The sequence below is a fragment of the Leptospira sarikeiensis genome (assembly GCF_004769615.1).
Lineage (GTDB): Bacteria > Spirochaetota > Leptospiria > Leptospirales > Leptospiraceae > Leptospira_B > Leptospira_B sarikeiensis.
Genome location: NZ_RQGF01000035.1, coordinates 259,925 through 272,393, shown reverse-complemented (window position 1 = coordinate 272,393; position 12,469 = coordinate 259,925). Strand labels below are relative to the sequence as shown.

14 protein-coding genes are annotated in these 12,469 nt (G+C 40.2%); 6 read left to right on the top strand and 8 right to left on the bottom strand.

Features of this window, described 5'->3' with window-relative positions:
- Positions 1-44: 44 nt before the first annotated feature.
- The 3 genes from EHQ64_RS18065 to epmA form a co-directional block, all read right to left on the bottom strand.
- On the bottom strand, positions 45-2,306 hold the full coding sequence (locus EHQ64_RS18065) for an aconitate hydratase (RefSeq protein WP_135651188.1): 2,262 nt from the start codon (positions 2,304-2,306) through the stop codon (positions 45-47).
- A 181-nt stretch (positions 2,307-2,487) separates the two neighbouring features.
- On the bottom strand, positions 2,488-3,492 hold the full coding sequence (locus tag EHQ64_RS18060; RefSeq protein ID WP_135651187.1) for an OmpA family protein: 1,005 nt from the start codon (positions 3,490-3,492) through the stop codon (positions 2,488-2,490).
- Between the two features lie 192 nt (positions 3,493-3,684).
- Positions 3,685-4,632: an EF-P lysine aminoacylase EpmA gene (epmA, locus tag EHQ64_RS18055; protein WP_135651186.1), complete on the bottom strand. Its 948-nt coding sequence runs from the start codon at positions 4,630-4,632 to the stop codon at positions 3,685-3,687.
- A 56-nt stretch (positions 4,633-4,688) separates the two neighbouring features.
- Here epmA and EHQ64_RS18050 point away from each other — a divergent pair, with 56 nt between their 5' ends.
- On the top strand, positions 4,689-5,015 hold the full coding sequence (locus tag EHQ64_RS18050; RefSeq protein ID WP_135651185.1) for an STAS domain protein: 327 nt from the start codon (positions 4,689-4,691) through the stop codon (positions 5,013-5,015).
- On the opposite strand, the gene EHQ64_RS18045 is transcribed toward EHQ64_RS18050, so the two are convergent.
- Positions 5,004-5,438, bottom strand: coding sequence for a DUF4279 domain-containing protein (locus tag EHQ64_RS18045; RefSeq protein WP_135651184.1), 435 nt, complete (start codon positions 5,436-5,438; stop codon positions 5,004-5,006). The genes EHQ64_RS18050 and EHQ64_RS18045 overlap by 12 nt on opposite strands.
- A 225-nt stretch (positions 5,439-5,663) precedes the next feature.
- Here EHQ64_RS18045 and EHQ64_RS18040 point away from each other — a divergent pair, with 225 nt between their 5' ends.
- On the top strand, positions 5,664-6,389 hold the full coding sequence (locus EHQ64_RS18040; RefSeq protein WP_135651246.1) for a response regulator transcription factor: 726 nt from the start codon (positions 5,664-5,666) through the stop codon (positions 6,387-6,389).
- 142 nt (positions 6,390-6,531) lie between these two features.
- A complete protein-coding gene (locus EHQ64_RS18035; protein WP_135651183.1) occupies positions 6,532-7,077 on the top strand; it encodes a DUF1564 family protein in 546 nt (181 codons plus the stop codon).
- A 5-nt stretch (positions 7,078-7,082) separates the two neighbouring features.
- Here the strand turns inward: EHQ64_RS18035 and EHQ64_RS18030 are convergent, their stop codons facing one another.
- The gene (locus EHQ64_RS18030) at positions 7,083-7,391 is read right to left on the bottom strand and encodes a 4a-hydroxytetrahydrobiopterin dehydratase (protein ID WP_135651182.1); all 309 of its coding nucleotides are present in this window, start codon (positions 7,389-7,391) and stop codon (positions 7,083-7,085) included.
- A gap of 12 nt (positions 7,392-7,403) precedes the next feature.
- Complete coding sequence (locus EHQ64_RS18025; protein ID WP_135651181.1) at positions 7,404-7,817, bottom strand: TraB/GumN family protein; 414 nt, start codon at positions 7,815-7,817, stop codon at positions 7,404-7,406.
- Positions 7,818-8,025: 208 nt separating this feature from the next.
- Between EHQ64_RS18025 and EHQ64_RS18020 the strand changes: the two genes are divergently transcribed.
- Genes EHQ64_RS18020 through EHQ64_RS18010 form a run of 3 tightly spaced genes read left to right on the top strand, consistent with a single transcriptional unit; the run spans position 8,026 to position 8,996 of the window.
- Positions 8,026-8,304 carry a DUF883 family protein gene (locus tag EHQ64_RS18020; RefSeq protein ID WP_135651180.1) on the top strand — a complete coding sequence of 93 codons (279 nt, stop codon included), beginning with the start codon at positions 8,026-8,028 and terminating at the stop codon, positions 8,302-8,304.
- 20 nt (positions 8,305-8,324) lie between these two features.
- Positions 8,325-8,708 (top strand): LBF_4227 family protein, encoded by a 384-nt coding sequence (locus EHQ64_RS18015; protein WP_135651179.1) that lies wholly within the window; start codon positions 8,325-8,327, stop codon positions 8,706-8,708.
- A gap of 18 nt (positions 8,709-8,726) precedes the next feature.
- A complete protein-coding gene (locus EHQ64_RS18010) occupies positions 8,727-8,996 on the top strand; it encodes a hypothetical protein (protein ID WP_135651178.1) in 270 nt (89 codons plus the stop codon).
- A gap of 20 nt (positions 8,997-9,016) precedes the next feature.
- On the opposite strand, the gene pyk is transcribed toward EHQ64_RS18010, so the two are convergent.
- Positions 9,017-10,447, bottom strand: a complete 1,431-nt coding sequence (gene pyk / locus EHQ64_RS18005; protein ID WP_135651177.1) for a pyruvate kinase — start codon at positions 10,445-10,447, stop codon at positions 9,017-9,019.
- Positions 10,448-10,489: 42 nt separating this feature from the next.
- Positions 10,490-12,463 carry a hypothetical protein gene (locus tag EHQ64_RS18000; RefSeq protein WP_135651176.1) on the bottom strand — a complete coding sequence of 658 codons (1,974 nt, stop codon included), beginning with the start codon at positions 12,461-12,463 and terminating at the stop codon, positions 10,490-10,492.
- Between the last annotated feature and the right edge of the window lie 6 nt (positions 12,464-12,469).

Sequence of the window (12,469 nt, the reverse complement as noted above, 5' to 3'; positions counted from 1 at the left end):
AAAGCCGGAAACTTTTCATCGTCTCCGGCTTTTCTTTTAGCAAATTACTTTTTGCTACCGATCAGATTCAAAGCACTGCCTGCCTTAAACCATTCGATTTGCTGAGTGTTATAAGTGTGATTCACTTTGAATTCGTCCTTACTTCCATCTTTATGATTTAAAACTAAAGTAAGAGGAGTTCCTTCCTTAAAGTCGGTCAGGCCGAGAATATCGATCTTATCGTCTTCTTGGATTTTGTCGTAATCCGCCTTATCCGCAAAGGTAAGCGCAAGCATCCCTTGCTTTTTCAGGTTTGTTTCATGGATACGTGCAAAAGATTTCACAAGGACCGCTCTTACACCCAAAAATCTAGGCTCCATAGCGGCATGCTCTCTAGAAGAACCTTCCCCGTAGTTCTCATCTCCGATAACTATGGAACCGATCCCTTTTGCTTTGTATTGACGTTGTACTTTAGGAACTTCGTCGTAAGATCCATCTAACTGGTTCTTAACACTATTGATCTTTTCGTTAAATATGTTGGTCGCTCCGATCAATAGGTTATTGGAAATATTATCCAAATGCCCACGGAACTTCAACCAAGGACCTGCCATAGAAATATGGTCCGTAGTACATTTTCCTTTCACTTTAATAAGTATGTTCAAACCTTTTAGGTCTGTCCCTTCCCATTTAACGAAAGGAGAAAGCAATTGGAGCCTGTTGGATTTAGGATCTACAACCACTTGGATGTTCGACCCGTCGGCAGCCGGCGCTTGGTATCCGGGATCTTCCACATCGAAACCTTTTTTAGGAAGTTCATCACCATTAGGAGGATCTAACTTAACTTTTTCTCCCTTTTCGTTCGTTAAGGTATCGTTGTTCGGATCAAAAGTTAGATCTCCCGCAATCGCCAAAGCGGTTACAAGTTCAGGAGAAGCAACAAACGCATAAGTATTCGGGTTTCCGTCGTTACGAGACTGGAAGTTTCTGTTGAAGGAGTGAACGATTGTGTTCTTCTCCTTTTTCTCCGCTCCTACACGAGACCACATCCCGATACAAGGACCACAGGCATTTGCAAAAACCTTGGCGCCGATCTTTTCAAAAACTTTAATATATCCGTCTCTTTCGATCGTAAAACGGACAAGCTCGGAACCAGGAGTAATTGTAAATTCTGCCTTAGGTTTTAAGGATTTTTCAGCAGCCTGATTTGCAAGAGATGCAGCACGAGCAATATCTTCATAGGAAGAATTTGTACATGAACCGATCAGACCAACTTCTACTTTTGTAGGCCAACCGTTCTTCTTAGCTTCTTCTTTCATTTTAGAGATCGGAGTCGCTAGATCCGGAGTAAAAGGCCCGTTCACATGCGGCTCTAATTCCGAAAGGTTGATCTCGATCACTTGGTCGAAAAATTTTTCAGGACTTGAATAAACTTCTGCATCAGCTGTAAGGTGTTCCTTCACTCCATTAGCTAATTCAGCAATATCGGCTCTTCCTGTCGAACGAAGGTATCTTTCCATGGACTCGTCATATGCGAATGTAGAAGTAGTGGCGCCGATCTCTGCTCCCATATTGCAGATTGTTCCCTTTCCAGTACATGAAAGAGAAGAAGCTCCTTCCCCGAAATATTCTACAATTGCTCCAGTTCCACCTTTGACAGTTAAGATACCTGCTACTTTTAAAATTACGTCTTTTGCAGAAGTCCAACCATTCAATTTTCCGGTTAGTTTGACTCCGATCAATTTAGGCCATTTTAATTCCCATGGAAGTCCGGCCATCACGTCGCAAGCATCCGCTCCACCAACACCGATAGCAACCATTCCAAGTCCACCCGCGTTCACTGTATGGGAATCTGTTCCGATCATCATTCCACCAGGGAATGCATAATTTTCTAAAACTACTTGGTGGATAATTCCAGCACCAGGTTTCCAAAACCCGATCCCGTATTTGTTGGAGACTGAAGAAAGAAAATCGTAAACTTCTTTGTTTTCATTCGAAGCTGTTGCAAGGTCTTCGTTCGAACCTATTTTTGCTGTGATTAAGTGGTCACAGTGAACAGTGGAAGGAACTGCTACCTTACTTCTTCCTGCCGACATAAACTGTAGTAAAGCCATCTGCGCAGTCGCGTCCTGCATTGCGACTCGGTCGGGGGCAAAATCAACGTAAGATTTTCCTCTTTCGAAAGTTGAGGAGGGAGTTCCTTCCCAGAGATGGGAAAAAAGGATCTTTTCGGTCAGAGTCAGAGGTCGACCGGCCACTTCCCTTGCTTTTTTTACCAAATTCCCGAGTTTTTCATACCGGGCACGAATCATATCTATATCAAATGCCATTTGTCATCTCCGATGATGGTTTCATCGTCTCTTAAGGTCGGGGTGCTTGTATAGGATTTTTCCGCCAAAAGGACAATTTTAAGAATACGGAATATCCGTTTACCACTCTATTAGACGGAAAAGTTTATGGAGAAAGGAGTTCCTTCCATAATTTAAAATGAGAGAGATCGGAAATCTCTGCTTACTTAACGATTAGAATATCTACTCGCCGACTCTTCTTAATATCCTGTTTTTTTTCCTCAACCGAGGACACGATAGAAGAACCTTTTGCCTCTAAGATGAACTGAGAATTGTCTAAGCCATTTCCCAGTAAATAATCTCGAACCATTTCAGCTCGCAGTTGAGACACTTTCAAATTAACTTCTTCTGTCCCTTCTTTAGAAGCATGTCCAGTCAAAACGACCTTAACATCAGAATGCTTTTTTAAAACTAAGGTAAGAGAATCCAGAGTCCGTCTATGGGATTGAGGAACTTTAATATCATTCTTTTCAAAAAGAATAGGAGAGGACTGGACTTTCTGAACAAGCTCTGCGTCCTTACCCGAAAAATCCGCAGCCTCATGTTTCGTAGAAAAAAATCCTAAGATACTTCCGTTCTCGGAACTCGAAGATTCAGGCTTTTTTTCCTCAACAGGTTTGGCTTTACTTTCAGTGACCTCTTGAGATTGCGATATGGAAGAAGGGTGGCTTTTTTGACGGAACGCATAATATATCCCGACCCCAAACCCACTCAAAATGATTAAGGATAAAATTAAAACTGGAAGGCGATTTTGTTTTTTGGCCTGCCCAGCAGATGGAGTAGGAATATATCCCGTATACCCTTTAGAATGTAAATCTGAATGGTGATCGCTCACTAGACTAATGGCCTCGTCATGAGAAGTATATTCTTCCTGATGAGACAACTTAGAATGAGAAGATTTTTCTGCAGCCCATTTACGAATTTCGGTTCGAAACCATTCGTCAGCTTTTGCAGTAAACGTAAAATTTTCACGGATATATTCTATCGTTTTCTTTTCGATATCTGTGTACGTATTATTGTCTTTTACTGCATTCAGAAGTTTTTTTGCGTCTGCTATCGAGATACGACCGTCTTTCTTTCCCGAAGTAGCTTTTCCGGCTAATTCCACCAAACCACGATCATACTTTTTGCCCTTTATAGTGACGTAATAATTCTGTTTCTTAGTCATATTCTCCGTCCGTACGAAAGGCCAGGATCCCGAATCAAAATCCATTTTAAAGATAGGATTCGATGAATCTTAAGTTAATTTGATAGACAATCCGTGCAACAAAAGTTTTGCGAGGCCCAATTCGATTATCGAACCCTTCATCATGTATTCTTGATCCGAAATCGAAGGAATTTGAGAATAATTGTGCAGCTTTTAGATCTCGCGCCAATACGGGCTAACTTCGGAAAGGGAATTCTTGCCTAAAAGGACCATAAGCAACCTATCCAATCCGATAGAAATTCCGGAACATGCAGGAACTCCTTTCTCTAGAGCATGCAGGAACTCCTCATGAATTGGAAAGACTTCCTTCCCCAATTTCTTTCGAAGCTCTTGCTCTTTTTGAAATCGCCCTCTCTGCTCGATTGGATCTAACAATTCATAGAAAGCATTTGCTAACTCAATATTCCCAAAATATAATTCGAATCTTTTCGCAACACCGTTCTCGATTTTAGATAAAGCGGCCATTTCCGGCGGATAATCATAAACGAACTGAAATTCAGGTGGAAAATTGGGTTCTAACAAGTTCAGAAATATAAGATAAAAGCAATCTTCATATTCCATAGAGTCCAATGGAAGATTCGTCAGAGCTAATTCTTGGATTTTGCGTTCTAGAGAATTCCTATCCCATTGGATCCCAGCATTTTTTGAAAGGAGTTCCTGCACAGAGTTGCGTATGAACGGCCCAGTCTGGAGAAGAATGCCTAGTTCTTTAGCCACTGAACGAATTAACTCCTCAAGAAGGGTCATTGCCTGACCTAAGTCTATCCCAACTTGGTAGAATTCAAGCATGAGGAATTCTGCTGTATGGAAGGAACTCCCCTTTTCTCCCGAACGGAAAGTGTGGGCAATCTCATAGACTCTTTCAGCACCTAAAGATAAAGCTTGCTTGAGTGAATATTCAGGAGAAGTGATTAAGTAACCCTTCTCATTATCCGAAGAAGGAGATCTAACCAAAAAAGGGTCTAAATAGGGCTCCATTCCTGGAATCTTTTTCAAGGAAGGGGTATCAATTTCAAGAAACCCTCTTTCGCTAAAAAAAGTTCTCGTAGCATGTAGAAATTTAGATCGAAATGATAGTATATTTAAGTTATTTAGCTTCATCTTTAAAAATGAAAGTTAGAGATTAACAATTTAATCCTTTAGAATAGGAAACGCTTGTGGAGCATATCCGAAAATATAATTATTTCGAAATACGTAAAAAACCAAAAGCAGTAGAAATTGAACCTCTCCTCGCAGAGACAAACGAACAAATTATTAACGAATTAAATTCGGTTCTCGCAATGGCATTCTATGAAACAAACCGGCATGTAAAGCTGGAAATGTCCAATTTCGAGACCTTACCATTCTCAGTAATAGAGAAGCTGATTAAATACGCTATGGATCTGAGGGAAAAAAACCGAGTTCTTATTCTTTCCAAACCAAAGCCGCCAATTCGGAAGTATATAAAAACTTTCTCATTAGAAGATTTAGTTTTAATCCTCTGATCGCCGCCTTTTTTCTTGGATTTGCCAAGCATGAAAGGATAGCTTTAAACCTAAATTACCGATTAGTAAAAGAGTTTTTGAACTTAACGAAGCCTCTTCGAGACTTCCATTATTAAATTCTATTGAACAATAAAGAACTACATTATGTTTTTCACAAAAACTCTGAAATTCCTTTCGGTGGGGAGCTATTCTTTCTAAAAGTTCTCTGATATGCTCTTCAATAGGAGAACTGGCATCCTTTTTCGAGTGAATTTGCCATAGAGGGGAAGCAATCGGATTCCCTGAAATGGAAGGAACTCCTTTATTAACAGACAAGTCAGGACGGATTCCTGTCGATCTAGTCACTTCGTGAACATCCAGCCCAGGCTCGGAAACCGCAATTAACGCCCAGCTTCTCGGGAAGGAAGGATTATTGTATTTCATAAAATGCTCTAAAACAGAATTTTCACATGTATGAAGAAGAATTCTTCGGAAATGCCATTAATAACGGACAGGAAGCCTTCAAAAAAGCCAATCATTCCGCATTTTCAAAAATTTTGTTTTCCCAGCAATACAATTAAAATTTCATTTTTTGCTATGTTGCATTTTTGGTGGGAATAATATGTTGTAATGAGGTTAAATTTAACATCCAATACTCCTGAGGCGCTTATGAAGAATATTCTGGTAATTGAAGATGATCCGGATATAGGAAATTTAATACGAAAGTCATTAGATTCTGCTCATTATCGGACTACAATCCAGACTTCCGGCGAAGAAGGATTAAAATACTATAAAGCTAATCATCCGGACCTCTTAATTTTAGATCTCTCATTGCCAGATATTGACGGAATGGATGTATGTCGGACTGTCAGACGCTCCGATGAAAATACTCCTATCTTTATAGTTACAGCTCGAAACGAAGAAATTGATAGAATTATGGGCCTTGAATTAGGGGCCGATGACTATATTACTAAACCATTCTCTGTCAGAGAATTGAAAACCCGAGTGGATGTTTTCTTTCGTAGATGGGATAAGAAAGCGGGAATTAAACCGAATATCGGAAGCGGTGGCGAAATCATCCGAGGATCCTTAAAAATCGATCCTGTCCGTCGTAGAGTAACTCTTAAAGATCAAGTAATCAATATTTCCAGAAAGGAATTCGATATTCTCCAGTTAATGGCAACGTCTCCAGGGAAAGTTTTTTCTAGAGAAATGATTTTGGAAGCCGTTTGGGGAATGGAATGGGATGGCTTCGAGAGAATGATTGATTCGCATATAAAGAGAATTCGCTCTAAACTCGAAAAGAATTCTGCCCAACCCGAATGGATTGAAACGATTTGGGGAATTGGATATAGATTTACTGATAATTACGACGGCATTGTGATTATCGACTGATCTTTAGTTCGAATTAGTAGATTCGACCGATCTGCAAATTCAAGCAGGTCGGATCAGATCAGGAGTTCCTGCCTCTTTCAAATTTCTAAAGTTTTTCCAAAAAAGTTTAACCATCCATATTGTTGCAAGACCCGTTTCTTGTATGGAAAAACTAAAACCTACATTTCACAGATCCTTCTCGCAAAATATATCCTTAGAATCGAACCAAAAGAAGAAACGGCAAGTTTCTACGTTACTTGTTCCTCCACATCTGGCCAAATATGTTCGTTCGAATGGAGCAACATCTCTTCTCAGAAAAACTCTAAAATCGCAACGTAGAATTTTACAAACAGGGAATCGGATCAATAAAGAATCAGCAAATACCAAATATCAGAGAATGCGTGGAAAAACTAAGGAAAGAAAATATATAAAATTTAACGCAAGACCAACAACTTCGGAATGGGCTCAGCTACGAGGCCTTGCCTTAAGTCACGGTGTCTCCATGTGCTATCTCTTCGCTTTTATGATAGAAGAGTATAAAAACAATAAGGATGGCTTTGATCAAAAAGTAATCTGGCAGATCAAGGCGGCTATACATTCAAACTTCAAATTGAATACATTTTCTAGAGAGTTATGGATCCTAGAATATAAAATTACGAAGACTTCTTCTCCCAAAATAAGAAATCGAAATGGACCTAAGATAGCTTAGCAATTTTATTCATACCTGCTTTTCAATCGCTCTTCTGCTGAAATCGCAAATTTTAGATCATAGCTTGAAAGCCCACGTACGTTATGAGTATATAAATTTACTTCAACAGACCCATAAGAAAGGGCAATATCAGGATGGTGATCTAATTCGTTTGCCAATATTGCAAGCTCAGTCACAATATGTAACCCATCCAGGTATCTAGAAAGTTTATAAACTCTTACAATCTTCGGAATTTCCGTTGATGAGTCTACTTTCCATAAAGGAGGGAGTTCCTGCCTCATCTTTTCAATAGATATGGGAATCGGCCCATTCATATAGGGTTAGGATTACAGTACCTTTTTCAAAGCTTGTTTGATCTTCTCAGCATCATCAATTGCGCCGTTTGATAACGAACCTGCTCTCGCCATCAAGTTGACTGCGCCATCCATTCTGGCCTTTAGCTCTTCTATTTTGTGTAGTTGGTCATTCAAAAAGGCAAGTTTGGACTCTATCTCCATTTCTTTCCTTTCCAGAAGAAGTTTATAATTCTCCAACTCTTGTATTTTTTTACGGGTCTTTTTTGCCTCGCTATCAACATCCTTTCGATAATATTTCTCAAGCTCCTTTTCTGCCTGAGCGTGACGATCCGCCTCAGCCTTAAATTCCCGCTTCAGATGTTTTAGAGCCTGGCGATAGGCTCTATTATAAATTCTTTGTTTTTGAGTTCTTCTTATTTTAGCTATTTTAGATATCAAATTCATGCCATCCTCCTGAAATAATCCCTTTAAATAGATTGGATGGTTTTCGCTTTAAATTCTTGGCCGTTTTGCAGTTAGACCTAATATATCGATATATTTTCCACCACAGTCAAATTTAAAGCCCTTAATTTTTACAATAGAATGATTTCAAGATGTAAAATTCTTGAAATTGGCAAGCTATAGAACATAAAAGTAATTGGAGGGCGTTCTTATGTCTAAAGGTGATAGTCTAAGCGAGGAACTCCAAATTTTAAAAGATAAGGCCAAAAAAATTACCGGAAAGGCTCGGGAGGAATACTTGGAACACGTATCTGATTTAAAAGAAAAATTAAAGCAAGTTACTGGTGAAACTAGCGAAAAGGCTAAGCAAATCATCGACCAAACTGGAACTTATATCAAAGAAAATCCTCAAAAGGCAACCTTGATCGGCTTAGGCGTTGGTGTCGGCATTGGCGTTGTTATAGGAATGCTTCTCGGTAGAAGAAAGTAAAACGGAAATCATAACCCAAATTGGCTGCAAAGAAAAAGGATTCCGAAGAGTTTCCAAACGGAAACACCGAAGAGCAGGCAAATTCCGCCTTTTCAAATTTTGAAATGAAGGAACACCTGCTCGCATTTATCAATTCAATCTTAGAATACTTTGAGACCCTTCTTCTCTACGCGAAAAAAGTTGCAACTGAAAAGATTGTAATAGGTATACAAGCCTATATATTCTTCAGGATCGCATTATTTTTCATTTGTTTAAGTGTTCTATTTTTTCTAGCTGCTTTCTTTCTTTTTCTACAGCGACAATTCGGAGGTGATCCCCTTATGGCTGCTTTAGGCACCGGAGGACTTTGCCTCTTTATTTCACTTTTAGGCGTTCTGGCCCTTGTCAGAAAACTAAAGGCCTAATGGCAGGAACTCCCCTCTATGGGCAGCTCAAAGAAAGAAGATCTTCCATTCAAGTTAAACCCACTCTCCGGAGAAGATTACATCCCCTGGAAAGATCCCTCCGAAATGAGCAAGGAAGAACTCAAGCTATACCTTCAAATAAAAAGGCTACAGGTTCGAATCAATTTCGAGAGGCTCCAATCTTCAATTAGCTATACTGGAATGGTAATCGAGGCTTTTCAAAGCCTCGGTCTGCAAGAGTGGATATTAAATTTACTCAATCCGGATGCCCCGGACATCGCAGATTAGTAAGGAGTTCCTTCCACCCCTTACTTGACTTCTCGGATCTGGATGGTCTCTACGCGATCCGCACCCGCAATAATATCCGAAAGGATCACCACCTGGTCCCCATCCTTAACTCTTCCACTTGATTTCAAAGTTTCAATCGCGAGTTTAATCGTCTTTTCCGGATCGCTAGAAAAATCGATTCGGTAAGGAATTACGCTTCGAGTCAGCCAAAGTTTTCGGCGAACCGTGGTCATATTAGTAAAGGCATAGATCAGAGGAAATCTAGGATGAAAAGACGCCACATTTAAAGCGGTAGTTCCCCTTCTCGTAATCACAATAATCGCGGGTGACTTGATGGAATCCGAGAGCATAGCCGCAGATCTTGCCATTTCTTCTTTCTTGTTGGAAGGAACTCTTTCCAAAACGTATCCAAGCCCAGGCGCTTTTTCCACACGCTCGGAAATCTTATGCAGCATATCTACGCATCGAACCGGGAATTTTCCTGCAGCAGTTTCTCCAGACAACATAATCGCGTCTGCTTCCTCAAAGACTGCGTTTGCGACGTCAGTCACTTCGGCACGAGTAGGAGAAGGATTATTGATCATCGATTCCAATAAGTGAGTCGCTACGATTACACGTTTACCCTTGATCGCACATTCTCGAATAATGGCGCGTTGGATCAAAGGAAGTTCTTCAATCGGTAGTTCAACTCCCAAATCTCCTCGAGCAACCATAACTCCGTCGGCGGCTTCTACAATTTCCACCATGTTTTTAACGGCTTCTTGATCCTCGATCTTTGCGATGATATCCGTATGACCATTATTCTCTTCGATAATTTTGCGAAGTTGATGAATATCTTCTGCGGAGCGGACGAACGAAAGAGCGATAAAATCCACATCTTCTTCCAATCCGAATAGAATATCCTTCTGATCTTTTTGAGTAATGGAAGGCAAGTTCACTCGGATACCAGGAAGATTAATATGTTTACGAGAACCTAATTTTCCCCCGTCGACTACCTTACATTTTAAAGCAGTTTCTTGGATCTCTTCGACTACAAGATTGATCAAACCGTTATCAACGGTTACTCTATCTCCGATCTTCAGATCTTTTACTATATCTCGATAGTTCACGAAAACGGATTGTTCTTCCGATTCTTCTCCAGGAATAATATGAAAAGTAAAAGATTCCCCTACTTTCAAATCGAGATGATCCACTTGCAGATCCCCTGTACGGATCTCAGGTCCTTGGGTATCCAATAAGATCGCGATCGGATGTTTTAAAACATCTTTATTCAGGGATTTAATAGCTCGAATTATTGACCTATGGAAGTCATGATTTCCATGAGACATGTTCAAACGTGCGATATTCATCCCAGCCTCGGCCAAGGATTGGATCATTTTTTTATCGGCGGTAGCGGGGCCGATCGTACAGATAATTTTAGTCTTTCTGAAATTAACTAATTCACTCTTCATGTATATACGTTTTATTTAATATAAGATACAAAATTAATTCGTTTAGATCTTAGGAAGGGTCCTATTCAAAAAATCTTCCAAAGAAATATAAAAATCGAACTTTTCCTGCTCCGGCATGCCGGCATTTTTCTGTTCGTCTACGATCTTCTTAGCCTTATCCAAAAGAGCTTTGCCGTTCTTTTTTAAAAACCTTCTAGAAACAAGTATCGGAAAAGAATATTGTTCTTCCTGATTTCTTACCATAAAGGAATGGATTTCCTTTTTTGCATTCTTTTTCAGGAAGTTGATGAGCGTATTTTCATCCATATCTCCGCCTAATGACTGCAAAAGATAATCTCTATCAGGAAGCTCGTCGTGCCCCCAAGCATGATCCAGAACATCCAAAACGGAAGAAAGAGTACGTTTAATTTCTGCTTCTTGTTCCGAGGTCATTCCGGAACTTCTGGAAGAAGAAGGCCCAGAGTCCGAATTTGCAACCGCAGCCGCAGCACGTGCTTTTGCAGTGGCCTCCGCAACTTCACGATCCTTGATCCTTCTTTCGGCGAGTTTTACTTTCTCTTCCTGAGCTGCTTTAGTTTTGGCTTCTAGGACTTTTTTATTCTGTTCCGCAGCGAGTCGCGCACGGATCTCTTCTGCTTCGAACCTATGGACCACATTATTCCCGAAAAGAGATCGGAAGAATCGGGTAACAAACGGAAGATATTTAAATAAGGAAGAATATTCTAATTTTTCGAACTGAGAACTAGCCTCTCTGGATTCCATCAGGTCACGAATATTCATTTTCGCTAAAACTCGGATCTCGCTATCGTTCCCAGTCGCCGCAAAAACACGCTTTGCAGTTTCTACCGCGCCGTTAACACATTCCTTATGCAAAACGAAAATATACATGCCTTTCTTGTCGGCAAATTCCGCGCTTAAGATCATATCATGATTCACGATCAAATTCCTGATCTCTTCTTCGATCGGCTCACCTCTAAAACGAAGGTAATTCAAATCCACTAGACGGTTCGCGGATTTTATATAATCTAATAATTCCGAAAGTTTTGCCTTCTTCTCTTCTTTTTCTTTTTTCTCTTTTTCTTCTTCTTCGAAATGGATCAAAGAAAGAAGTTCTTCTACGGCAGTTTTTTGATCTCCGTAGGCAGGACTTAAAAAAGGAAGTACCTGGTTTGCGATTGAGCGAGTATTTTGAAGGTCCTGTTCCGAAAAATTCCCAAGGACACCAATCCTCTGTAATTCCGGAATGATCTTCTCTGTTAGATATCTTTTATAAGATTCCAATCTCGCGATGATCTCGTCATGAGCATTATAATAAAAGACGGAACGATTTCCTGGACTTAAAGCATTCTCGTTCCTATAAAAATACAAAGTGCGAGCATCCACGAGTTTTTTAAGTACCGGCTTTAGATGAATATTGATCGTGGTTTGTTTCAAAACGGGAGTTACGTCGAAACCGTCCTGGAAAAGGTTCCCGATCTCAGAAGAAGCATAAGTCTCACTAAGTTTGTTATTATCTATACAATCAAAGATCCATTTCTGGAAGTTTTCCTTTCCAGGGAATTGCCTCTTCTCTTTCACCCATCTCTGGATAGAACTAAATGAAGTTTGATTGACTCCATCCACATATCTATGGCTAGAACCGGCATCCGTCTGAGAAGGCCTGGCGAATACAGTGATCAATCTTAAGAAAGAAGTGATCCTACCATCGGAAGAATCTCCCGTCGGATTATAATCGACCATGCAGATTTTTTTTACCAATGGAGGATTATGACGCGCGGTCATTTCCTTGAGGTAAGCGCTTACCCTTTCTTTATCCAAGGTAAGTTCTCTCGCAAGCTGCTCTGTGCTTGGTAGGATCTTATTTGCTACGTATTTTTCAGTCCAATCGCCTACGATCAGGACTAATTTATGAATTCCCTTGTACTGGAAATCCCCACGGGCCTCTAGAGCTTGGGTCAACTGTAACGTCGAGTTATAATCAGCTACCTTGAGTTCCGGAGATTGGGGATCCAGCATGAGTCA

Excerpts from the sequence above, each read along its gene's own strand:
- EHQ64_RS18065 (WP_135651188.1), bottom strand. The coding sequence starts at position 2,306 with ATGGCATTTGATATAGATATGATTCGTGCCCGGTATGAAAAACTCGGG.
- EHQ64_RS18060 (WP_135651187.1), bottom strand. The coding sequence starts at position 3,492 with ATGACTAAGAAACAGAATTATTACGTCACTATAAAGGGCAAAAAGTAT.
- epmA (WP_135651186.1), bottom strand. The coding sequence starts at position 4,632 with ATGAAGCTAAATAACTTAAATATACTATCATTTCGATCTAAATTTCTA.
- EHQ64_RS18045 (WP_135651184.1), bottom strand. The coding sequence starts at position 5,438 with ATGAAATACAATAATCCTTCCTTCCCGAGAAGCTGGGCGTTAATTGCG.
- EHQ64_RS18040 (WP_135651246.1), top strand. The coding sequence starts at position 5,664 with ATGAAGAATATTCTGGTAATTGAAGATGATCCGGATATAGGAAATTTA.
- EHQ64_RS18035 (WP_135651183.1), top strand. The coding sequence starts at position 6,532 with ATGGAAAAACTAAAACCTACATTTCACAGATCCTTCTCGCAAAATATA.
- EHQ64_RS18030 (WP_135651182.1), bottom strand. The coding sequence starts at position 7,391 with ATGAATGGGCCGATTCCCATATCTATTGAAAAGATGAGGCAGGAACTC.
- EHQ64_RS18025 (WP_135651181.1), bottom strand. The coding sequence starts at position 7,817 with ATGAATTTGATATCTAAAATAGCTAAAATAAGAAGAACTCAAAAACAA.
- EHQ64_RS18020 (WP_135651180.1), top strand. The coding sequence starts at position 8,026 with ATGTCTAAAGGTGATAGTCTAAGCGAGGAACTCCAAATTTTAAAAGAT.
- EHQ64_RS18010 (WP_135651178.1), top strand. The coding sequence starts at position 8,727 with ATGGGCAGCTCAAAGAAAGAAGATCTTCCATTCAAGTTAAACCCACTC.
- pyk (WP_135651177.1), bottom strand. The coding sequence starts at position 10,447 with ATGAAGAGTGAATTAGTTAATTTCAGAAAGACTAAAATTATCTGTACG.
- EHQ64_RS18000 (WP_135651176.1), bottom strand. The coding sequence starts at position 12,463 with ATGCTGGATCCCCAATCTCCGGAACTCAAGGTAGCTGATTATAACTCG.